The sequence below is a fragment of the Shinella sp. 1A1 genome (assembly GCF_055379515.1).
The window spans coordinates 3380493-3402119 of the sequence record NZ_AP039671.1 but is presented as its reverse complement, the minus strand read 5'-3'; the positions used below and the strand labels follow the sequence as shown (position 1 = coordinate 3402119).

The 21627-nt window shown below is 66.1% G+C and carries 22 protein-coding genes; 7 read left to right on the top strand and 15 right to left on the bottom strand.

Translation table 11 applies throughout. The annotated features are described in order from the left end of the window. Nucleotides 1–84 precede the first annotated feature (84 nt). Nucleotides 85–1068 carry an iron exporter MbfA gene (gene mbfA, locus ACZ48C_RS16525; protein ID WP_424547739.1) on the bottom strand — a complete coding sequence of 328 codons (984 nt, stop codon included), beginning with the start codon at nt 1066–1068 and terminating at the stop codon, nt 85–87. Nucleotides 1069–1187: 119 nt separating this feature from the next. Between mbfA and ACZ48C_RS16520 the strand changes: the two genes are divergently transcribed. After that, nucleotides 1188–2012 carry a C40 family peptidase gene (locus tag ACZ48C_RS16520; protein WP_318910506.1) on the top strand — a complete coding sequence of 275 codons (825 nt, stop codon included), beginning with the start codon at nt 1188–1190 and terminating at the stop codon, nt 2010–2012. A gap of 98 nt (nt 2013–2110) precedes the next feature. Here the strand turns inward: ACZ48C_RS16520 and ACZ48C_RS16515 are convergent, their stop codons facing one another. The 4 genes from ACZ48C_RS16515 to ACZ48C_RS16500 all read right to left on the bottom strand — a co-directional run bounded on the left by ACZ48C_RS16515 (nt 2111) and on the right by ACZ48C_RS16500 (nt 5616). After that, nucleotides 2111–2776: a YiaD family glycine zipper/OmpA-like lipoprotein gene (locus ACZ48C_RS16515; RefSeq protein WP_119257264.1), complete on the bottom strand. Its 666-nt coding sequence runs from the start codon at nt 2774–2776 to the stop codon at nt 2111–2113. A gap of 151 nt (nt 2777–2927) precedes the next feature. Next, entirely contained in the window at nt 2928–3803 is an 876-nt protein-coding gene (locus ACZ48C_RS16510) for an EamA family transporter (RefSeq protein ID WP_464781770.1), read from the bottom strand. A 129-nt stretch (nt 3804–3932) separates the two neighbouring features. Further along, nucleotides 3933–4958 (bottom strand): histone deacetylase family protein, encoded by a 1026-nt coding sequence (locus ACZ48C_RS16505; protein ID WP_464781769.1) that lies wholly within the window; start codon nt 4956–4958, stop codon nt 3933–3935. 247 nt (nt 4959–5205) lie between these two features. After that, nucleotides 5206–5616 carry a hypothetical protein gene (locus ACZ48C_RS16500; RefSeq protein WP_464781768.1) on the bottom strand — a complete coding sequence of 137 codons (411 nt, stop codon included), beginning with the start codon at nt 5614–5616 and terminating at the stop codon, nt 5206–5208. 124 nt (nt 5617–5740) lie between these two features. Between ACZ48C_RS16500 and ACZ48C_RS16495 the strand changes: the two genes are divergently transcribed. Further along, complete coding sequence (locus ACZ48C_RS16495) at nt 5741–6526, top strand: helix-turn-helix domain-containing protein (RefSeq protein ID WP_464781767.1); 786 nt, start codon at nt 5741–5743, stop codon at nt 6524–6526. On the opposite strand, the gene ACZ48C_RS16490 is transcribed toward ACZ48C_RS16495, so the two are convergent. From ACZ48C_RS16490 to ACZ48C_RS16480, 3 genes are read right to left on the bottom strand one after another with little or no spacing between them, the layout of a single operon-like run. Further along, nucleotides 6516–6881, bottom strand: coding sequence for a DMT family transporter (locus ACZ48C_RS16490; RefSeq protein WP_464781766.1), 366 nt, complete (start codon nt 6879–6881; stop codon nt 6516–6518). The two genes, ACZ48C_RS16495 and ACZ48C_RS16490, sit on opposite strands and share 11 nt — an antisense overlap. Then, complete coding sequence (locus ACZ48C_RS16485; RefSeq protein WP_464781765.1) at nt 6878–7585, bottom strand: class I SAM-dependent methyltransferase; 708 nt, start codon at nt 7583–7585, stop codon at nt 6878–6880. Before ACZ48C_RS16485 ends, ACZ48C_RS16490 begins: the two co-directional genes overlap by 4 nt. A gap of 23 nt (nt 7586–7608) precedes the next feature. Next, nucleotides 7609–8601: a glycosyltransferase gene (locus ACZ48C_RS16480; RefSeq protein ID WP_119257259.1), complete on the bottom strand. Its 993-nt coding sequence runs from the start codon at nt 8599–8601 to the stop codon at nt 7609–7611. Between the two features lie 126 nt (nt 8602–8727). On the opposite strand from ACZ48C_RS16480, the gene ACZ48C_RS16475 reads away from it, so the two are divergent. The 3 genes from ACZ48C_RS16475 (at nt 8728) to ACZ48C_RS16465 (ending at nt 12789) form a co-directional block, all read left to right on the top strand. After that, complete coding sequence (locus ACZ48C_RS16475; RefSeq protein WP_464781764.1) at nt 8728–10548, top strand: hypothetical protein; 1821 nt, start codon at nt 8728–8730, stop codon at nt 10546–10548. A gap of 62 nt (nt 10549–10610) precedes the next feature. Next, the gene (xseA, locus tag ACZ48C_RS16470) at nt 10611–12191 is read left to right on the top strand and encodes an exodeoxyribonuclease VII large subunit (RefSeq protein ID WP_464781763.1); all 1581 of its coding nucleotides are present in this window, start codon (nt 10611–10613) and stop codon (nt 12189–12191) included. A gap of 7 nt (nt 12192–12198) precedes the next feature. Next, a complete protein-coding gene (locus ACZ48C_RS16465) occupies nt 12199–12789 on the top strand; it encodes an NAD(P)H-dependent oxidoreductase (RefSeq protein WP_464781762.1) in 591 nt (196 codons plus the stop codon). Here ACZ48C_RS16465 and ACZ48C_RS16460 read toward each other — a convergent pair whose 3' ends face one another. Then, a complete protein-coding gene (locus tag ACZ48C_RS16460; RefSeq protein ID WP_464781761.1) occupies nt 12790–13272 on the bottom strand; it encodes a MarR family winged helix-turn-helix transcriptional regulator in 483 nt (160 codons plus the stop codon). 83 nt (nt 13273–13355) lie between these two features. Here ACZ48C_RS16460 and ACZ48C_RS16455 point away from each other — a divergent pair, with 83 nt between their 5' ends. Next, nucleotides 13356–14252, top strand: coding sequence for an EamA family transporter (locus ACZ48C_RS16455; protein ID WP_464781760.1), 897 nt, complete (start codon nt 13356–13358; stop codon nt 14250–14252). A 79-nt stretch (nt 14253–14331) separates the two neighbouring features. Here the strand turns inward: ACZ48C_RS16455 and ACZ48C_RS16450 are convergent, their stop codons facing one another. Continuing rightward, complete coding sequence (locus ACZ48C_RS16450) at nt 14332–15570, bottom strand: aminopeptidase (protein ID WP_464781759.1); 1239 nt, start codon at nt 15568–15570, stop codon at nt 14332–14334. A gap of 61 nt (nt 15571–15631) precedes the next feature. Further along, nucleotides 15632–16105 carry a Cys-tRNA(Pro) deacylase gene (gene ybaK, locus ACZ48C_RS16445; protein ID WP_464781758.1) on the bottom strand — a complete coding sequence of 158 codons (474 nt, stop codon included), beginning with the start codon at nt 16103–16105 and terminating at the stop codon, nt 15632–15634. Nucleotides 16106–16294: 189 nt separating this feature from the next. On the opposite strand from ybaK, the gene ACZ48C_RS16440 reads away from it, so the two are divergent. Further along, on the top strand, nt 16295–16471 hold the full coding sequence (locus tag ACZ48C_RS16440; RefSeq protein WP_464781757.1) for a hypothetical protein: 177 nt from the start codon (nt 16295–16297) through the stop codon (nt 16469–16471). Between the two features lie 228 nt (nt 16472–16699). Here ACZ48C_RS16440 and ACZ48C_RS16435 read toward each other — a convergent pair whose 3' ends face one another. The 4 genes from ACZ48C_RS16435 to ACZ48C_RS16420 are packed head-to-tail and all read right to left on the bottom strand — an operon-like array spanning nt 16700 to nt 21520. After that, the gene (locus ACZ48C_RS16435) at nt 16700–17659 is read right to left on the bottom strand and encodes a 2-hydroxyacid dehydrogenase (RefSeq protein WP_464781756.1); all 960 of its coding nucleotides are present in this window, start codon (nt 17657–17659) and stop codon (nt 16700–16702) included. 14 nt (nt 17660–17673) lie between these two features. Continuing rightward, nucleotides 17674–19308, bottom strand: a complete 1635-nt coding sequence (locus ACZ48C_RS16430; protein WP_464781755.1) for an ABC transporter ATP-binding protein — start codon at nt 19306–19308, stop codon at nt 17674–17676. Next, entirely contained in the window at nt 19305–20444 is a 1140-nt protein-coding gene (locus tag ACZ48C_RS16425; protein ID WP_454630316.1) for an ABC transporter permease, read from the bottom strand. The genes ACZ48C_RS16430 and ACZ48C_RS16425 overlap by 4 nt, the downstream gene beginning before the upstream one ends. Further along, the gene (locus tag ACZ48C_RS16420) at nt 20444–21520 is read right to left on the bottom strand and encodes a microcin C ABC transporter permease YejB (protein WP_119257249.1); all 1077 of its coding nucleotides are present in this window, start codon (nt 21518–21520) and stop codon (nt 20444–20446) included. Before ACZ48C_RS16420 ends, ACZ48C_RS16425 begins: the two co-directional genes overlap by 1 nt. Nucleotides 21521–21627: the final 107 nt, after the last annotated feature.

Sequence of the window (21627 nt, the reverse complement as noted above, 5' to 3'; positions counted from 1 at the left end):
AGGCGTCGCCACAACCTCCTTCTCCCCGCCTGCGGGGAGAAGGTCGCGGCAGCGGGATGAGGGGCCATCGCCACGCCCCAACCCTCACGCGTTGCCGATCAGCACCCCCGCCGCCAGCACGAGGCTGCCGCCGAGCACGACCTGCAGCACGGCGCGGAAGAATGGCGTTTCCATGAAGCGGTTCTGGATGAAGGCGATGGCCCAGAGCTCGATGAAGACGACGAAGACGGCGATGGTCGTCGCCAGCATGAAATTCGGGATGAGGTAGGGCAGCGCGTGGCCGAGGCCGCCGAGCGCCGTCATGATGCCCGAGGCGAGGCCGCGCCTCACCGGCGAGCCACGGCCGGAGAGCTTGCCGTCGTCATGGGCGGCTTCCGTGAAGCCCATGGAGATGCCCGCGCCGACGGAGGCCGAAAGGCCGACGAGGAAGGTCTGCCAGGTATCCTGCGTGGCGAAGGCGGCGGCGAAGATCGGCGCGAGCGTCGAGACGGAGCCGTCCATCAGGCCGGCAAGGCCGGGCTGCACATAGGTCAGCACGAATTGCCGCCGCGCCGTCTGGTCCTCCTCCGCCCGCACGTCCTGCGGCGTGTGCTCCTCGCCCAGCCGATGGGCGAGCGATTCGTGCGACTTCTCCGCCAGCGCCAGATCGCCGAGCAGCTTTCGCGTCGGGGCGTCCTGCGTGCGCGCGGCGGCCGTCAGGTAGAAGCGGTGCGCCGCCTCCTCCATGGCCTCGGCCTGCTCGCGAATCCTGTCGAGCGGCATGTTGCGGATCAGCCAGTCGGGCTTTCGCTCCGGGAAATCGCGGACATATTCGCGGCGGACCAGCGGAATGCGGTCGCCGAAGCGCGCGATATGCCGGTCGATCAGCATCTGGCGGTGGTGGCTCTCTTCCTCCGCCATCTCCTCGAAGATGCGCGCGGAATTGGGATAGGCATCCCGCAGCTCATCCGCATAGGCAAGATAGATGCGGCCGTCATCCTCCTCGGAGGAGATGGCGAGGGCGAGGATTTCCTGCTCGCTGAGCGATTCGAGGCTGCGCTTGCCGGAACTGAGAAGGCGGGAGAACATCTGCGATCATCCAGTTTAGAACTATTCTAAATATAGGAGAAAGAGTGCCCCGGTCAACCTCGACAGCGTGCGATGCATGAGGCTAGATTGGCCTTCGCAGAGACTGTAAGGGACGAGACGTGACCGGTGCATTGAAGCCGCTTTCCACAAGCCGCGACACGCTGCTCGACCGTCTCGGCCGCCTGGTCGCCGACCGGCTGCAAAGCCAGACATCCGGCTACGAGCCCTATACGCCCTCCGATCCCGAGACGCTGGCGCGTACGCTGCGCCCCGGCGATATCCTGCTGGTGGAGGGCAACCAGAAGGTCTCGGCGGCGATCAAGTATCTCACGCAGTCGACCTGGTCCCATGCCGCGCTCTTCGTGGGCGACGCGGTGCCGCTGACGCTGGACCAGGCGGCCCTGCCGGCCACCGAGCGGCCGCAGCTCGTCGAGGTCAATCTCGGCGAGGGGTGCGTCGCCGTGCCGCTCACCAAGTACCGCACCTACAATACGCGCATCTGCCGCCCCATCGGCCTGACGCCGGAGGACCGGGATACGCTGATCGCCTTCATGATCTCGCGGCTCGGCCTGAAATACGACATGAAGAACATCACGGACATGCTGCGCTATTTCCTGCCGACGCCGCCCATTCCGGTGCGCTGGCGGCGCCGCATGATCGCCTTCGGCTCGGGCGATCCGACGCGGGCGATCTGCTCGACGCTGATCGCGGAAGCCTTCGAGGCGATCCGCTACCCGATCCTGCCGGACGTGACGCGCGCGCCCGGCCACGCGGCGGCGACCTCACCCTATTCGCGGCAGGAAATCCTGCACATCCGGCACCATTCGCTATACACGCCGCGCGACTTCGACCTCTCGCCCTATTTCGAGATCGTCAAGCCGACGCTCAAATACGGCTTCGACTACAAGCGGCTGGAATGGGGCCCTGACAGAGAAGGGCCGTAGAACGGCCCTTCGAAGATTTGCAGCAATGTGGCGGGCGCTCGGAGCGTTTCGGCGCATTTCCGGACGCAAAACCGCTGCGCACTTTTGCTGGAAATGCTCTATCCCTGACGCAGCGGCGAGATGGAGATCTCGACGCGGCGGTTCTGCGCACGGCCAGCTTCCGAGGCATTGGAGGCGATCGGGCGCTCCAGGCCGTAGCCCATCGCCGACATGCGCCGCGGGTCGATGCCGCGCGAGGCGAGGTAATTGGCGACCGAGTTGGCGCGGCGCTCGGAAAGATCCTGGTTGTAGCCGGCATTGCCGACCGAGTCGGTATGGCCGTCGACGTCGATCAGCGTCTTGTCGAACTTGCGCAGCACGATGGCGACGGAATCGAGCGTCTCGTAGAAGGGCGGGATCACCCGGTCCTGATCGGTCGCAAAGGTGATGTTCGAGGGCATGTTGAGGATGATGCGGTCGCCGTTGCGCGTCACCGAGACGCCGGTGCCCTGGAGCTGCGCGCGCAGCTCGGCTTCCTGATTGTCCATGTAGTTGCCGATGGCGCCGCCGGCAAGCGCGCCGACGCCGGCGCCGATCAGGGCCGCGTTGCGGCGCTGGACGGGATTGTTGCCGATGAGGAGGCCGGCGACCGCGCCCATGCCCGCGCCGATGGCCGCGCCGCCGGCCGTGTTGGAGACCTTCTGTTCGCCCGTATAGGGATCGGTCGTCGTGCAGGCAGAAAGAAAGGCCGCGGCAACCGCGACAATCGCGCATTTCTTGTACATTGAGGGTCCCCGGAGGTTTCGATGATTCTGCTTCAACCTAGCGATTGCGGCAGGAACATGAAAGAGACCCTTCCGCCCGGCCTTTCCCCCGAAGCATTTTCGTTTTGCGGCTTTCCGGATGCAAACCGCAGTGCAACGGGCCAGGACTGCTCTAGCTTTCGTCGTCTCCGCCCGACGTCACCCCAGCGCTTGCCGCGACGACGAGCGCCGTTCCGAGCATCTGGAAAGGCGTCATCGGCTGGCCGAGGACGAGGAAGCCGGCAAGCGCCCCGAGCGCCGGCTCGAGGCTCATCAGGATGCCGAAGGCCGAGGTCGGCATGCGGCGCAGCGCGATCATCTCCAGCGCATAGGGAAGCAGGGGCACGAGGACGGCAAGGCCGAGCATCATGCCGAGGCCTTCGGGGTTGAACGCCTCGGCGGCCCGCGGCAGGCCGAACGGGGCGGCGACAACGGCGGCGACCAGCAGCGACATCGAAAGGCCTTCCAGCCCCCGGAACATCCTGCCCGTCTTCTTCATGAGGATGATGTAGGTGCCCCAGCCGACGCCCGCGCCGCAGGCGAAGAGCACGCCGACGGGATCGCCGACCCAGCCCGCGCCATCATGGGACAGAAGCACGACGCCGGCAAAGGCCGCGAGCGGCCAGACCAGCCGCCAGCCGCCGCCGAGCGACCAGGTGGCCACAGCGAGCGGGCCGAGGAACTCGATCGCCACGGCAAGGCCGAGCGGAATGCGGTCGATGGCGGCGAAGAAGCAGAGCGTCATCGCCGCCATGGTGGCGCCGAGCGACAGCGCGCTCAGCCATTGCTCGCGGCTGTAGGAGCGCACCGGCGGGCGAACGACGAGCGCCAGCACGAGCGCCGCCATGACGAGGCGGAAGAAGGTGGTGGTGGACGGCCCGTAGGCGGAAATCGCCGTCGCGGAAAACGCCGAGCCGAACTGGATGCTCGACATGGAGGCAAGACAGAGCAGCACGCCCGAAAGAAGCCCCGTATTGCCGGGACGCGGCATTGCCTGCTGATCCGCCATGAAAGGCCCTCCCGGCCCGTTGTGCCCGGGCTTGCGCATGGGGCATGTTTGCTGACATTGCTCTAACGGAGGGCCTGCCATCCGGCAAATTGATATTTATGACGGCTTGCTTCAGCAAAATTGATGGGCTCAGCCCGCCACGCCCTTCAGCGTATTGGCGACGTTGAGGCCGATCTCCGGCACGCCGTAGCCGCCCTCCATGACGACGAGCACCGGCACGCCGCTCGCCGCGACCGCCCGGCCCATCGTCACATAGTCCGGCGAGGTGAGCTTGAAGAAGGAGATCGGGTCCTTTTCGAATGTATCGACGCCGAGCGAGAGGACGATGGCCTCCGCGCCGAAGGCGGCGATGCGCTTCAGGGCATCGAGAAGCGCCGCCTCCCAGACGGAATAGGGCGTTCCCGGCGCCATGGGATAGTTCTGCGTCGTGCCCGCGCCCGCGCCCTTGCCGGTCTCCTCCGCATAGCCGAGGAAATGCGGGAAGGCCTCGGCGGGATCGCCGTGCAGCGAGGCGAAATAGACGTCGCCGCGCTCGTAGAAGATATCCTGCGTGCCGTTGCCGTGGTGGAAGTCGACATCGAGGATCGCGACCTTCCTCGCGCCCTTGTCGAGGAGACGCTGGGCAGCGACCGCGGCATTGTTGATGAAGCAGTAGCCGCCGAAGCTGTCGATGCCGGCATGGTGGCCCGGCGGGCGGCAGAGCGCGAAGGCGGCCTTTTCGCCGTCCGCAACGATATCGGCCGCGGTCAGCGCCGTGCGCATGGAGGAGAGCGCCGCTTCCCAGGTGCCGGGCGAGATCGCCGTCTCGGCGGCGTTGCAGTAATAGCCGAGCAGGCCGTCGATCTGGGTCGGAATGCGCGGCGAGGTACGGCGTACGGGGAAGGACGTGGCGATGGCTTCGCCCTTGTAGCCGGCGGACTTCCACTGGTCCCAGGCGGTTTCCAGAAAGGAAAGATAGCCGGCGTCATGCACCTTCAGCGCGGTTTCCAGACCGTACTGATCGGGCGCGGCGATGTCGGTGAAACCGGCATCCTTGACCGCGGCCAGAATCCATTCCGCCCGGAACGGCGCCTCGAAGGGCGGCACCAGTTCGCCGCCGTAAAGCTCGCTGCGAGCGTTCCTGAGCTTGTGGTCCTCGGAAAAGATGACGCGCATGAAGGGTTCCCCGTTTTTCATTCGGCGCGACGGTAGTGCATTTTTTCCGGAAGGGAAATCTCTCCCGCGGGGTAGGGAACGGGCGTTCGCGGCACAGCTTGGCGGGTGCTTCGCGCGTCCCCTCTGCGTGCCGGCATCCCCCCACAAGGGGGAGAACGACAAAGGCTTGCTCATCGCACGAAATTAAATGCCGAGTGTACTGCACGGTAAGCCCCTCCCCTTGTGGGGAGGGGCTTAGGAGGGGTCTTCAAACCACCGCCATCCGTCGCTGACGGGCAAAGCCGATCTGCTTGAGGAGCAGGATGTCGGCGACCGCCACGGCGGCAACCGCGACGAGCCCCATGCCGGTCAGCGTCAGGCCGCCGCGGGCAAGGAGGAGAACGGCGACGCTGCCGATCACCCAGAGAGCATCTCCCGTGACGGCAACGCGCACGGCGGCGGGCGACGGCCGGTCCTGCCGACCGACGGCGAGGTGGAAGGCACCCCAGAGGACGAAGAAGGCGGCAAGGCCGATGAGGACGGCGGGCGTCGCATGCGGGCCGACGAGGCCGCCGATCGGGCCGGCAAAGAGGAAGAGGGCGATGCCCGCGGCGAGAGAGAAGACGCCGTCGGCGAGCATGACGGATTTCAGAAGATTGCGGTTGAGGGCTGCGAACATGATGGGCTCCTTTCGTTGTCGATGGGGCCATCCTGTCGCGGCGAGGGAAGCAAACCAATTACCTTGGAGGTAATGGAAATTCCGTCGCCGCTCCTGTCTATTGCAGAAAGGCATGGAGGCGGACATGGAATTCGGCGAACATCTCAGGGAATGGCGCAGCCATCGGCGCCTCAGCCAATTGGAGCTGGCGAGCGAGGCGGGCATTTCGGCCCGCCATCTCTCCTTCCTGGAGACCGGCCGCTCGCGCCCCTCGGAGGGCATGATCCTGCGGCTTTCCGCCGTGCTCGACATTCCGGCGCGCGACCAGGGCCTGCTCTTCTCCGCCGCCGGCTTCCGGCCGCGCTTTATCACTGCGCCGGCGGCCGACCTTTCGGCCTTTCCACCGGCGGTGGCGGAGGCGATCGGCCTCATCCTCGCCCGCCACGATCCCTATCCGGGCGTCGTCTTCGACCATGAATACAATGTGCTGACCGCCAACCAGGCCTTTCTCGGCCTTGCCGGCATGGCGGGAATTACGGTTTCGCCGGGCGACAATTTCCTCGACGCCTACCTCGGCGCAACGCCGCTGCGCTCCATCATCGTCAACTGGGCGCAGTCGGCGGCCGACCTGGTGCATCGCATCCGCGCCGAGGCCTGGCTGCAGGGGCCGCGCAGCCCGCTTTCAAAACGCATCGAGCGGCTGGCGACGACGGAAGAAATCCGCGCGGCGCTGGAAGCCTTTCCGGAGAGCGAGCGGCTGCCGGTCCTGCCAATCGAGATGAAGATCGGCGTAAAGCGCTTCAACTGGATCACCACGCTCACCTCCTTCGGCTCGGCGCAGGATGCGCTGGTGCAGGGCGTGCTGATGGAGAGCTTCTTCCCGGCCGATGCCGAGACGCGGGCTCACTTCGAAGGCGCGATCAACCGTTGATGACGACCATGCCGCCGATGATGAGGGCGGCGCCGAGAGCGTAGCGCAGCGTCAGCGCCTCGCCGAGGAAGATACTGGCCAGGACAGGCACGAAGCAGAAGGTCAGCGCCATGAAGGAATAGCCGGTCGTCAGCGGCACTGCCTTCAGCACGAATATCCAGATAATCGTGCCGGCACCGTAAATGGCGAGCGCGACCAGCAACAGCGGGTTGACCATCAGCGCGGCGAGGCCCTTGACGCCGAAATCGCCTGTCGTACCGCTCGTCAGCTTGAAAAGGACCTGTCCTGCCGCGATCATGAGCGGCGTGCCGACGAGGCCGGCCCAAATGGCAGGGCTATGGCCGCCCGTCGTCACGCGATCGGCTCCGGCCGGTCTTCCACGTAAAGGATGTCGCGGCCGATATCGATGCACAAATGATGCTCTGGGACCGGATGCACCGCCCTCAGGAAGGAATGCGTGTAAGGGAAGAAGTTGAAATGCGGATTGAAGCTATAGCGGTATTCGCGCTCGCGCGGCACGACGATGATCAACCGGCGGCGCGCGATGCGGCGCAGTTCGGCGATCGCCTGGCGGTATTCCAGAACATGCTCGATGACATGGGTGCAGACGACCGTATCGAACTCGCCGTCCGCAAAGGGCAGTGATTCGATCATCGCCGCGACATATTCGACGCCATCGATACCGGCAGCATCCTCTATCACGAAATCGACGCCCGTCAGCCGCTCCAGGCATGGATTGCCCACTTTGATGTGACTCAGCAGCGCGCCGGTGCCACAGCCGACGTCGCAGACGCTCTTGCCGACGATGGAAGCGACGATCCGATCGATGCAGGCCTGCGAATTGTCCGTGCCGGCGTGGACGCGCGGATGCTCGCGATACAGATCCTCGTACTCCGCGGCGGTAAGGAACGGCGCGCGCTCGCGGAACCTTGCCAGCTTGGTGATGTGCTTGCCCCAGACGAGGCTGGCGGCCTGCCTGAACAGCGCGGAATCGCGCAGGATCGGCGGCAGCACGTCCTCGATCACGAAGCGGATGCGGTTGGTAGTTTCCCGGTTCATGTGGCTGTTCTCAACGATTGGGCTCAGGCAGCGAGATGGCGTACCGCTTTGTCTCCAGCATTTCGGGCGGACCGGACATGCCGGCCGGCGGGCAGGTTCATGTAGTGGATGCGCAGCTGCTCGGCACGGGCGCGGGCGAGTGAATCGAGGATAAGGCCGGCGGAAAAGACGAGGAAGGAGATCATCATCAGCACCAGCGAGAAGACCCAGGTCGGCATGCGGTCGACGAGGCCGGTGCGGAAATAGGCCATCAGGACCGGCGCCATGAAGACGAGGCTGAGGCCCATGAAGCCGCCGCTGATCGCGCCGAAGAAGGTGAAAGGGCGTGTCTCCTTCATCAGCATGGCGAACATCCAGAGGATCCTCGCGCCGTCGCGGAAGGTGGAGAGCTTGGAATGCGAGCCCTCGGGGCGGCGGCCGTAGTCGAGCTCCAGCTCGGCGACCGGCAGGCGCAGGCGCGAGGCATGCACCGACATTTCCGTCTCGATCTCGAAGCCGCCGGAAACGGCCGGGAAGCTCTTGGCGAACCGGCGCGAGAAGGCGCGGTAGCCCGAGAAGATATCCGAGAAATCGTTGCCGAAGAGCGAGCGGTAGAGCGTGTTGAAGATGCGGTTGCCGAAGGCGTGGCCCTGGCGGCCGGCATCGGCACGCACGCCGCGGCGCGTGCCGACGACCATGTCGGCACCTTCGGTGATCAGCGTGCGGATCAGCTCCGGCGCATCCGGGGCGGCATAGGTGCCGTCGCCGTCGGCCATGACATAGATATCCGCATCGATATCGGAGAACATGCGGCGCACCACATTGCCCTTGCCCTGGCGGCGCTCGCGCACCACCGTCGCGCCGGCCAGCGCGGCGCGCAGCGCCGTCGAATCGGTGGAATTGTTGTCGTAGACATAGATGCGGGCCGTCGGCAGCGCGGCGCGGAACCCGGTCACGACCTCGCCTATCGTCTGCGCCTCGTTGTAGCAGGGCAGCAGCACGGCGATATCGAGGTCTTCCAGCAAGGCATGCGTCATGGCGGCGCGATCTCCCGAGGCAGGCCGGCTCATGCGACCTCAGGTTTTACTATTTCTTGAGAAGGTTAAGGCTAGGTTTCGGCAGGCTTCCCATGGCGTCGGAAAGGGCTTCCCGTGTCGAAAACCATGCCTGCGGCTCTCCCGCTCGCACCAGCGGGCACATCCGCGCCGCGTCAGGGCATGACGCTGCAGGTGCTCGCCCTCTATGCGCTCGTGGCGATCGCCCTCGTGCTTGTCGTTTCGCTGCCCTTCGCCACGGACTATGTCGGCGCCGACAATGACGACACGATGCGGCTCGTCGTGGTGCGCGACCTGCTGGCCGGCCAGAGCTGGTTCGACACGACGCAATACCGCCTCGGCCTTGCGGGCGGCACGCTGATGCACTGGTCGCGCTTCATCGACCTGCCGATCGCCAATCTCATCAGCTTCTTCTCGCTGTTCACCGATGCGCGGCAGGCCGAGGCCATCGCGCTCGCCGTCTGGCCGACATTCCTCGTCGTGCCGGTGCTGTACGGCATGGGGCTTGCGGGCTACCGGCTCGGCGGCAAGGCCGCCATGCATGCGACGCTGGTGCTGACCACCGTGTTCGTCGTCGCGCTCAACCGCTTCCAGCCGGGCGCCATCGATCATCACAATGTCCAGCTCGCGCTTGTCGCCTGCATAGCGGCCATGCTGCTCGATCCCGGCAGGCGGGCGCGCGACCATGCGGTGGCCGGCCTGCTTGCCGGCCTTGCCATCGCCATCGGCGCGGAGACGACGCCGCTGATCGGCGCCGTCTGCCTTATCGTCGCGCTGCGCTGGGTGTGGCACGGAGAAGCCTTCCGCGAGGCGGCGGCCGCCTTCGGCCTGTCGCTGGCGCTGACCATCACCGTCGCCTTTTTCGCGACCGTCGCACCCGCGCGCTACACGCAAGTGACCTGCGACAGCCTTTCCTACGGCTTCTATGCGCTGGCGACGTTCGGTGGCGGCGTACTGTTCCTGGTGGCCTCGCTCGCCAGCGGCCGGTCGTTCGGCGGGCGGCTTGCGGCCCTTGCCGGCGCCGGCGCGATCCTTGCGGCCTCGGTGCTGATCATCGCGCCCGGCTGCCTTGCCAACCCGCTCGACACGCTCGATCCGCTGTTGAAGACCTTCTGGCTCTCCGGCGTCATCGAGGCGCAATCGGCCGTCGCGCAGTTCAGGCTCGATCCGGGATCGGTCGGCAGCTTCTATGCGCCCGGCCTTCTCGCCATGCTGGTCTGCCTCTGGCGCATCCGGCGGAGGGAAGCCGCCGAGGGGCACCTCGTCGTCCTCGGCCTGCTGGCGGTCGCCTTCGCCGTCTCGCTGATCCAGATCCGCGGCGCGATCTTCTCCAACATGCTCTCGGCCCTGCCGCTCGGCCTTGCCATCGCCGATCTCAGGAAGGCCTCCAACGCCGCGCCGAAGAACCTCAAGCTCGGGCTCGCCTTCATCGCCATGACGCTCGCCTCCGTGCCCGCAAGCTGGGCGCTGGCCGGCGCGCTGCTGCCGGGCCGCTCGCAGGACACGCTGCGCGCCGGGCTCTCCAGCACCGCCGCCGAGCGCCCCTCCTGCACCGCCGAAGCGTCGATCGCCCCGCTCGCCGCCGAGCCCGTCGGCGTGGTGGCCGGCGCCTCCAATCTCGGTTCGCCGATCCTGCGCTATACCGGCCACCGCGTTCTTTCCGCGCCCTATCACCGCAACCAGGGCGGCATGCTGACGGAACTGCATATCGGCCTTTCCAATCCGCACCAGGCGGAGGCCTTCCTGCGCGGCGCGCATGTGACGCTGCTCGCCTTCTGCGGAGAGGACACGCAGACCCGCGACATCGCCGAAGCGGAGCCCGGCGGCCTCTATGCCGATCTCCTCAAAGGCAGGGTGCCGGCCTATCTGGAGCCGGTCGCGGACACGGAAAACGCCGCCTTGCAGCTCTATCGGGTCCGGCCGGAATAGGGCTGGGGATGCCGGCGCGCCCTGCCGTGCCATCGGCGGGAAAACGCACTACACTTGCCGCCATGAGCTTCTTTTCCGAAAACGATTCGCCCAGCAACCTTGCCGAATATTCGGTGTCGGAGCTTTCCGGCTCCATCAAGCGCACCGTCGAGCAGGCCTTCGACCAGGTGCGCGTGCGCGGCGAGATTTCCGGCTATCGCGGCCCGCATTCCTCGGGCCATGCCTATTTCTCGCTGAAGGACGACCGGGCGCGCATCGACGCGGTGATCTGGAAGGGCAGTTTCTCGCGCCTTCGCTTCAAGCCCGAAGAGGGCATGGAGGTGATCGCGACCGGTAAGATCACCACTTTCCCGGGCTCCTCGAAATACCAGATCGTCATCGAGACGCTGGAGCCGGCCGGCGCGGGCGCGCTGATGGCCCTGCTGGAGGAGCGCCGGCGCAAGCTCGCCGCCGAAGGGCTGTTCGATACGGATCGCAAGAAGCCGCTGCCCTTCCTGCCCAAGGTCATCGGGGTCGTGACCTCGCCCACCGGCGCGGTCATTCGCGATATCCTCCACCGCATCGCCGACCGTTTCCCGGTCCATGTCGTGGTGTGGCCGGTGAAGGTTCAAGGCGAAGGCTCCGGGCAGGAGATCGCGGCGGCCATCGAGGGCTTCAACACGCTGGACCCGCTCGGGCCGATCCGGCGGCCGGACGTGCTGATCGTCGCGCGCGGCGGCGGCAGCCTCGAGGACCTCTGGAGCTTCAACGACGAGATCGTGGTGCGTGCCGCAGCCGCCTCGCGGATCCCGCTGATCTCCGCCGTCGGCCACGAGACGGACTGGACGCTGATCGACCACGCCGCCGACCGCCGCGCACCGACGCCCACGGGCGCGGCCGAAATGGCCGTGCCGGTGAAGGCCGATCTCGATGCGGAGATCGCCTCGCTCGCCGCGCGGCTGCGCGGGGCGACGGCCCGCCAGATGGACAACCGCCGGCAGGGTGTTCGCGCGCTTGCCCGCGCGCTTCCCTCGCTCGACCAGCTTCTCGCCCTGCCGCGCCGCCGCTTCGACGAGGCATCGGCCGGGCTCGGGCGCGGCCTGCAGATGAACACGGTGAACAAGCGCCGCGCCTTCGAGCGCACGGCGGCGCATCTGCGGCCCGACATGCTGCTGACCCGCATCGGCGAACGCCGCCAGCGTGTCGCCGACCGCCTGCTCCGGGCCGAGCGCATCGTGGAGCGCCGGCTCGACCAGCTCCGCGCGCGCCTCTCGGCCTTCGACGTATCGCTGCGCGCGACGCCCGCCCGCATCACGGCGCAGACCGCGCGCGCGCGCGACCGGCTGAGCGGGCTTGCGCTCCGGGCCGAAAGCGCACTTTCCGGCGACCTTTCCAGGCGGCGCGCCCTGCTTCTGGCGCAGGACCGCATGCTGCAATCCCTCTCCTATCGCAATGTGCTGAAGCGCGGCTATGCGCTGGTGCGCGACGAGGACGGTGCGCCGGTCAAGGGCGCCGTCGAGCTTGGCCCCGGCCGCGCCATCGCCATCGAGTTCGCCGACGGCACGGTGGATGCCGTCACCGGATCGGGTGGCGGGACGCCAAGAAAGAAGCCGGCGAAGGCGGAAGCGGAAAAACCCGCGACCCGCCAGGGCTCGCTGTTCTGAGGCCGCCATGCGCATCCTTCTCGTGCTCGCCCATCCGCTGGAGGAAAGTTTTGCCGCAAACGTCGCCGAGACGGTGCGCCGGAAGCTGATCGCCAACGGCCACACGGTCGACCTGCTCGATCTCTACCGCGAGGACTTCGACCCGCGACTCAGCCATTCGGAACGCTCGCGCTATTTCGAGCCGGCTTACGACCCATCCGAGGCCGGGCCCCTCGTCTCCCGGCTGAAGCAGGCGGATGGGCTCGTTCTGGTGTTTCCGCAATGGTGGTTCAATTTCCCGGCCATCCTGAAGGGGTTCTTCGACCGGGTCTTCGCACCGGGCGTCGCCTTCGAGAACGATCCGGACGGCGGGCGCATCCAGCCGCGGCTCGGCAATATCCATCTCTTCTGGGCCTTCACCACGACGGGCTCGCCCTGGTGGGTGGTCAACCTCTATATGGGCAACCCGGTACGGCGCCTGCTGAAGCGCGGCATCGCCGCCTTCTGCGCCAAGGGGCTCGATTTCAAGATGGTCAATCTCTACGACATGGACCGCATCGACGATGCGAAGCGCAAGGCGCATCTCGCACGGGTCGAAAAACTCGTCGACCGGATCTGACTATTCGAAATCCTTGAGGAATTTTCGCAGGAGGCTATCGAGCGCCGCCCGCTCGCCCGCGTCCAGGCTTTCGAGCAGCCGATGCTCGTTTTCGACATGGGCCGTCACCGCCTCGTCCACCAGCGCAAGACCCTTCGGCGTCAGCGCGATGATGACGCCGCGCCGGTCGTCCGGATTGTGCGAGCGCTCGATCAGCGCCGCCTTTTCCAGCTGGTCGAGCCGGTTGGTCATCGTGCCGGAGCTGACCATGGTGGTCGCGATGAGATCGCCGGGCGAAAGCCGGTAGGGCGGACCGGAGCGACGCAGCGTCGCCAGCACGTCAAAGCTCGCCGAATTGAGCCCATGCGCCAGAAGCGTCTTTTCGATCTCGCGAGCGACATGGGTGCGCAGTCGCGCCAGCCGGCCGAAAAGGCCCATCGGCTCGACATCAAGGTCCGGCCGTTCGCGGTTCCACTGTTCAAGAATTCTGTCGACGTGATCCATAGCTCGACTAAAGCAGAGATTCTCTTGACGTCAAGATAAATCAATGTATCTTGATCTCAAGATTCTTTGATTGGAGACAAATCATGTCCCGCGCTTCCGACCTTCTCCTCACCGCCATCGCGCCCGCTGTCTGGGGCAGCACCTATATCGTCACGACCGAGCTTCTGCCGGCCGGCTACCCCCTGACCGTCGCCATGCTGCGCGCCCTGCCCGCCGGGCTTCTCCTGCTGGTGCTCGTTCGCCAGCTGCCCAGCGGCATCTGGTGGCCGCGCACCTTCCTGCTCGGCGCGCTGAACTTTTCCTTCTTCTGGGCGATGCTCTTCGTTTCGGCCTACCGGCTGCCCGGTGGCGTCGCAGCGACGGTCGGGGCCATCCAGCCGCTGATCGTGCTCGGCCTGTCGCGTGCGGTGATGGGTACGGTCGTGCGGCCGCTCTCGGTTCTTGCCGGCCTTGCCGGCATCGGCGGCGTCGCGCTGCTGGTGCTGACGCCGGCCGCGGCGCTCGACCCGGTCGGCATCGCCGCGGGCCTTGCCGGCGCGGTCTCCATGGCCTTCGGCACCGTGCTCTCACGCCACTGGCAGCCGCCCGTGCCGCCGCTCACCTTCACCGCCTGGCAGCTCACCGCCGGCGGCCTGCTGCTGGTGCCGGTCGCACTGGCCTTCGAGCCGGCCTTGCCGATGCCGACAACGGAAAACCTCATCGGCTTCCTCTATCTCGGCGTGATCGGCGGAGCGCTCACCTATATCGTCTGGTTCCGCGGTCTTGCGCGGCTCGATCCGGCAACGATCTCGCCGCTCGGCTTCCTCAGCCCGCTCGTCGCTGTCGTGCTCGGCTGGGCGCTGCTCGGGCAGGATCTCAGCCTGCTGCAGATCGGCGGCATGGTCGTGGTGCTGGGCAGCGTGTGGCTCAGCCAGCGGGCGCAGGCGACCGTGGCGCAGCCTGCCGCCGGCGGAAAGGCCGTATCGTCAGCCGCTCGCTGACGATTCCCGTCCCGCCCGCAGCCATCATCCCCGGGTCAAACCCGGGGATGAGCGTGCCGGAGGAAAGGGATGCGAGAGCTCACGCCCACTCGCCGGCGCGCATGACCGGGGTGCGGCTTCCATTGGCGCGGATGCCGTCGATGTCCACCTTGTCGGAGCCGATCATCCAGTCGATGTGGATGAGGCTCTCATTGCCGCCCTGCGCGCGAATCTCATCGGGCGACAGGCTCGCGCCATCGAGGAAGCACTTGGAATAGCACTGGCCGAGCGCGATGTGGCAGGAGGCATTCTCGTCGAACAGCGTGTTGTAGAAGAGGATGCCGCTCGCCGAGATCGGCGAGGAATGCGGCACCAGCGCCACCTCGCCGAGCCGGCGCGCGCCCTCGTCCGTATCGAGCACCTTGTTCAGCACCGCCTCGCCCTTCGACGCCTTCGCCTCGACGATGCGGCCGCCTTCGAAGCGCACCCGGATATCGTCGATCAGCGTGCCCTGGTGGGAGAGCGGCTTGGTGGAGGAGACGTGGCCTTCGACGCGCAGCGCATGGGGCGTCGTGAAGACCTCTTCCGTCGGGATGTTGGGGTTGCAGGTGATGCCGTTCTTCGCCGTGGAGGCGCCGCCATGCCATTCGTGGCCATCGGCAAGGCCGACCGTCAGGTCCGTGCCCGGGCCCTTGAAATGCAGGGCCGAGAAGCGCTCGCCGTTCAGCCAGGCCGAGCGCTTGGCAAGGTTCGCATTGTGCGCCGCCCAGGCCGCGACCGGATCGGCGACATCGACGCGCGAGGCGGCGAAGATGGCGTTGGCGAGTTTCTCGACCGCCACGTTTTCCGGGTCGTTCGGGAAGACCTGCTTCGCCCAGGACGGGTTCGGATAGGAGACGATGTTCCAGTTGATGTCGAAATTGGCGATCTTCTCCAGCGCCGGCTTGTAGGCGGTGGAATTGGCCTTGTTGGCGCGGGCGACCTTGGCCGGATCCTCGGCCGAAAGCAGCATCGGGTTGTCGCCGGCAATCGCAAGGCGCGCCGCGCCGTTGGCATAAGCCTTGGCCATGCCCTCGTAGAGCCAGTCCGTCGCGTGGTCGAAGCTTTCGTCCGGGGCGTGATGGTAGCGGGCGAGCGTTGCCTCCTCGTCGGCATAGAAGGTGCTGACGAGGCCGGCGCCGGCCATATAGGCATGCTTGGTGATAAGGCGGACGAGCGGCAGCGCAGCGATCGGCGCGGTCATCACGAGGTCCTGCCCCTTGCGGAGCTGGAGGCCGACGCGCACGGCGACTTCGGCGAGTTTTTCGAGCTTTTGCGGATCGACGGAAGGATTGGTCATGGCAGCCTGCTTTCTGGAATCGATGCGGGAAACGTAGTGCGCCAAAGCGGCAATGAGAAGGTCAGGCGACGACGGGCGCTGCAATCGCCTTCAGCGCCGTCACCACGTCGCGCGGCGCAAGGCGGACCTGAAGGCCGCGCTGGCCGCCGTTCATGTAGACGACCTCATGCGCCAGCGCCTCCTCCTCTATGGCGGTCGGCACCTGCTTCTTCTGGCCGAAGGGGCTGATGCCGCCGACGACGAAGCCGGTCAGCCGCTCGGCATCCGCCGGCTTCATCATGTTGGCGGACTTGCCCTTGAAGGCACTCGCCAGCTTCTTCATGCTGACCTCGCGATCCGAGGGCACGATGACGCAGACCGGCTTGCCGTCCACCTCCGCCATCAGCGTCTTGAGGACACGCGACGGATCCTCCCCCAGCGCCTCGGCGGCCTGGATGCCGACGCGGTCGGCGGTGGGATCGTAGTCGTAGGTGTGGACGGTGAAGGAAACGCCGGCCTTGGCAAGGGCCTGGGTGGCGCGGGTGGTCTTGGACATGGCGGGCCATCAATGAGAAATCGATCGGTCCGCATGGGTGCAGGAGAGGGGCCGCCATGTCAATGCGGTCGCGGCGCCGGTGAGCGACAGCATGCCTGTTCCCGCGGGAACAGCGGACGGCGGAGGGATATGAGACCTTCTGATCACCGGATGAGAGAGGCTCATCCCCACCGATCAGGAGAGAGACCCATGCGCAAGATCATCGTTTCCGCCACCATCGCCCTCATCGCCGTCATCTCCTTCGCCGCTCCCTCGCAGGCCGGCTACTACAGCTACGGCTACGAGCCCTATTGCTTCGTCAAGAAGGTGAAGACCTACGACTACTACGGCAATGTGATCGTCAGGAAGATCAGGGTCTGCCGCTGAGCAACCCCTCACTGACCTCCCCGAAGGCCCGGATGTTCCCTGCATCCGGGTCTTTCGTTTGTCCTGCAGTGCGGATGGGTGAACCCTCGGGTCGAGCCCGAGGACGACGACAGAAGGGGAGTATGGCGCATCTACCAGCCGGCCCGCATGCCGCAGCGTTCAAGGGAAGCGGAAACATGCTCCCCCTCCGTCATCCTCGGGCTCGACCCGAGGAGCGGCACGGCACGCTCAATAGCCGGCGCTGCGATCCACCAGATGCTCCAGCGGCTTGCCGCTTTCCAGCCGCCCGATCTGGTGGGCGACGTGGCGGAAAAGGGCGGCGACGTCGGAGGCGGCGGCGGCGTGGGGGGTCATGAAGACCCTGTCCATCGACCAGAACGGGCTTTCGAGCGGCAGCGGCTCCTGCTGGAAGACGTCGAGCGAGGCGCCGTGCAGCGTGCCGTCGTTGACGGAGGCGACGATGTCGGCCTCGACCTGGCTGCCGCCTCGGCCGCCATTGATGAAGACCGGGGCGCCGAACGGGCCCTTGCGGCTGAGGCGGGTGAAGAGGCCGGTATTGTAGATATCGCGCGTATCCGGCGTCAGCGGCAGCAGGCCGACGAGGAAATCGGTCCTGCCGAGGAAGGCGTCGAGGCCCTTCTCGTCATAGGTCTCGAAGCCCTCGGCCTTGCGGCCGCTCTTCGACCAGCCGATGACGTTGAAGCCGAGCGTCTTCAGCTTTTGCGCCGAATCCTGCCCGAGCACGCCGAAGCCCATGATGCCGACGGTGATGTCCTTCGCCTCGGGCTGGGGAAGCTCGCGCCAGATGCGCTTTTGCCGTAGCGCCTCATAGGCCTGGTGCTGGCGCAGGTGCATGAGGCATTGCATGACGATCCATTCGCTCATGCGGGTCGTCAGCGTGTCGTCGACGAAGCGGACGAGCGGCACGTCCGGCAGGCCAGGCAGCGTCAGCACATGGTCGACGCCGGCGCCGCCGGAGAAGACGACCTTGAGATCCTTCGCGCGGGAGAAGAGATCGGCGCTTGGCCTCCAGACCACGGCGTAGTCGATGCCGGAAAGGTCGCGGTTGCGGTTTGCCGGATGCAGCAGGTTGATGACCTCGCGCTCGGGAAAAGCGCCCTTGAGCGCGGCGGCGACCTCTTCCTGGTCGAATTTCAGATCGATGATGACCGGGCTTTTCGTCGACATGCTGCTTCCTGCTGCTACTGGCTTATCGTCTCGCTGCGGACGGCTTCGAGGTTGAAGGCGGCGGCCATGAGGGCCCTGGTATAGGCCTCGCCCGGCCGCTCGATGATGTCCTTCGCCCGGCCCTTTTCCACCACGCGCCCGCCGCGCATGACGATGATGTCATTGGCGAGCGCGCGCACGACCTTGAGGTCGTGGCTGATGAAGAGATAGGCGAGATTGTGCTTCGCCTGAAGATCGCGCAAAAGTTCGACCACCTGCGCCTGCACGCTCATGTCGAGCGCGGAGGTCGGCTCGTCCAGCATGACGAATTCGGGCTTCAGCACCATGGCGCGGGCGATCGCGATGCGCTGGCGCTGGCCGCCGGAAAATTCGTGCGGGTAGCGCCAGCGGGTCGTGGGATCGAGGCCGGTTTCCTCCAGTGCAGAGGCGACGCGATGGTCGCGCTCGGCTTCGGAAAGCGAGGGCTCGTGGATCGTCAGGCCTTCCCCGACGATATCGGCGACCGACATGCGCGGCGAGAGCGAGCCGTAGGGGTCCTGGAAGACGATCTGCATGCGCCGGCGCAGCGGCCGCATCTCGGCGAAGGTGTGGCCGGCGATATCCTGCCCGACGAAGGCGATGCGGCCCCTGGACGAGATGAGCCGCGTCAGCGCGAGGCCGAGCGTCGTCTTGCCGGAGCCGGATTCGCCGACGACGCCGAGCGTGTGGCCGGCGCGCAGTTTCAGGTCGATGCCGTCGACGGCCTTCACGTGGTCCACCACGCGACGCATGAAGCCGGCCTTGATCGGGAACCAGACCTTGACGTCCTCCGCCTCCACGACGACAGGCTGGCTGTCGTCGGCCGGACGCGGCTCGCCCCGCGGCTCGGAGGCGAGCAGGTGACGGGTATAGGCGTGCTGCGGGTTGGAGAAGATCTCCTCGACCGGGCCGGTCTCGACGATCCTGCCCTTGGTCATGACGCAGACCCGGTCGGCGAACTTGCGCACGATGCCGAGGTCGTGGGTGATGAAGAGCATGGACATGCCGTGCTCTTCCTTGAGGTTTTTCAGGAGTTCGAGGATCTGCGCCTGCACGGTGACGTCGAGCGCGGTGGTCGGCTCGTCGGCGATCAACAGCTCGGGGCGGTTGGCGAGCGCCATGGCTATCATGACACGCTGGCGCTGGCCGCCGGAGAGCTCGTGCGGATAGGCGGCGAGGCGCTTTTCCGGCTCGCGGATACCGACCTGATTGAGGAGTTCGAGGATTTTCGCGCGCGCGGCGGGGCCTTCGATATCCTGGTGCAGTTTCAGGATCTCGCCGATCTGCCGCTCGATGGAATGCAGCGGATTGAGTGAGGTCATCGGCTCCTGGAAGATCATGGTGATGTCGTTGCCGCGCACATTGCGCAGCGCCGCATCCGACGCTTTCAGGAGGTCCTTGCCCTTGAAGACGATCTCACCGGACGGATGGCTTGCGGCGGGATAGGGCAGCAGCCTCAGGACCGAGTTCGCCGTCACCGACTTGCCGGAGCCCGATTCGCCGACGAGGGCGACGACCTCGCCGCGGTGGATCTCGAAGGAGACGCGGTCGACGGCGAGCGAGGTGTTGCCACCCTGATGGAAGGCCACCGACAGGTCGCGGACGGAAAGGATGGTTTCGGGAGCGCTCACCGGAAGGTCTTCCTCGGATCGAAGGCGTCGCGCGTCGCTTCGCCGACGAAGATCAGCAGCGACAGCATGACGGACATGACGACGAAGGCGGTGAGGCCGAGCCACGGCGCCTGAAGGTTCTCCTTGCCCTGCGCGATCAGCTCACCCAGCGAGGGCGAGCCCGGCGGCATGCCGAAGCCGAGGAAGTCGAGCGAGGTGAGCGTGGTGATCGAGCCCGACAGGATGAAGGGCAGGAAGGTGAGCGTCGCGACCATCGCGTTCGGCAGGAGGTGCCGGTACATGATCGTCGCATTGCCGACGCCGAGCGCCCGGGCGGCCCGGACATATTCGAAATTGCGGGCGCGCAGGAATTCGGCGCGCACCACGCCGACGAAGCCGACCCAGGAGAAGAGCAGCATGATGCCGAGCAGGATCCAGAAGCCGGGCGGCAGGATGGCGGCGATGATGAGCAGGATGTAGAGCACCGGCATCGAGGACCAGATCTCGATGAAGCGCTGCATCAGAAGGTCCGTCCAGCCACCGAAATAGCCTTGGATCGCGCCCGCCGTGACGCCGACCACGGCCGAGCAGATCGTCAGCGCGAGGCCGAAGAGCACGGAGATGCGGAAGCCGTAGATGACGCGGGCGAGCACGTCGCGCGCCTGGTCGTCCGTGCCGAGCCAGTTGAGATTGTGCCAGTTGCAGTTCACGTCCGCCGCGCCGTCCGGATAGCCGGAGCAGCGCTCCTCCTTCGACATCAGCCAGAAGGGCTTGGTCGGCGCGGAATGCGGGATGTTGGAATTGGTCGAGCTGTAGGAATAGCGGATCGGCGGCCAGATCATCCAGCCGTTCGCCTCGATCTCCTCGGTAATGAAATCCGAGCGGTAGTCCGTCTCGGCGAGGAAGCCGCCGAATTTCTCCTCCGGGTAATCGATCACGACGGGGAAGAGCAGCTCGCCCTTGTAGGAGGCGAGGATCGGCCGGTCGTTGACGATACATTCGGCAAAGAGGCTGAGCACGAAGATGACGAGGAAGATCCAGAGCGACCAGTAGCCGCGCCGGTTCGCCTTGAAGTTCTCCCAGCGCCGCTTGTTGGTCGGCGAGAGCAGGCCCTTCCTCGGCGGGGCGATGGGGGTCGTATCGGTAATGGCGGTCATCAGACGTCCCTCCGCTCGAAATCGATGCGCGGATCGACCCAGGTATAGATGAGGTCGGAGACGAGGGAGACGACGAGGCCCATCAGCGAGAAGATGAAAAGCGTCGCGAAGACGATGGGATAGTCGCGCCGGACGATGGAATCGTAGCCGAGGCGGCCGAGGCCGTCGAGCGAGAAGATATATTCGATGAGGAGCGAGCCCGTGAAGAAAGCCGAGATGAAGGCGCCGGGGAAGCCGGCGATGATGATCAGCATGGCGTTGCGGAAGACGTGGCCGTAGAGCACCTGCCCCTCGGTCAGGCCCTTGGCGCGGGCCGTCGTGACATATTGCTTCTTGATCTCGTCGATGAAGGAGTTCTTCGTCAGGAGCGTCGTCGTGGCGAAGGCGGAGAGCAGCAGCGTGATCAGCGGCAGCGTCATGTGCCACATGTAGTCGAGCGGCTTCTGCCACCAGGCGAGGCTGCTGAAATTGTCCGAGACGATGCCGCGTAGCGGGAACCAGTCGAGGAACGAGCCGCCGGCGAAGACGACGATCAAGAGGATGCCGAAGAGGAAGCTCGGCACCGCATAGCCGATGATGATGATGCCCGACGTCCAGACGTCGAAGGCCGAGCCGTCCTTCACCGCCTTATGGATGCCGAGCGGGATGGAGATGGCATAGGAGAAGATGAGGATCCACACGCCGAGCGAGATGGAGACCGGCATCTTCTGCGCGATGAGGTCGACGACGGAGACGTTGCGGAAGAAGCTCTCGCCGAAGTCGAAGCGCATGTAATCCCACATCATCGTGAAGAAGCGCTCGAGCGGCGGCTTGTCGAAGCCGAACTGCTTTTCCAGCTTGGCGATGAATTCTGGATCGAGGCCGCGCGCGCCGCGATAGGCGCTGTCCTGCCCGACCTGCAGCATGTCGCCGCCCCCGCCGGACAGGCGGTCGCCGCCGCTCTGGCTCGTCAGGTCCGCGATGACCTGCTCGACCGGGCCGCCGGGCGCGAACTGCACGATCGCGAACGAGATCGCCATGATGCCGAAGATCGTCGGGATCATCAGCAGGATGCGGCGCAGGATATAGGCGCCCATCAGCGATTACCCGCCCGATTGCGCCGCGTCGATGTCCAGCCGTCCAAGCCCGATCCTTCCGTTCTTCCGCCGCCGCGCGGCCGGTGATTCGTCATCGCTATATGGAG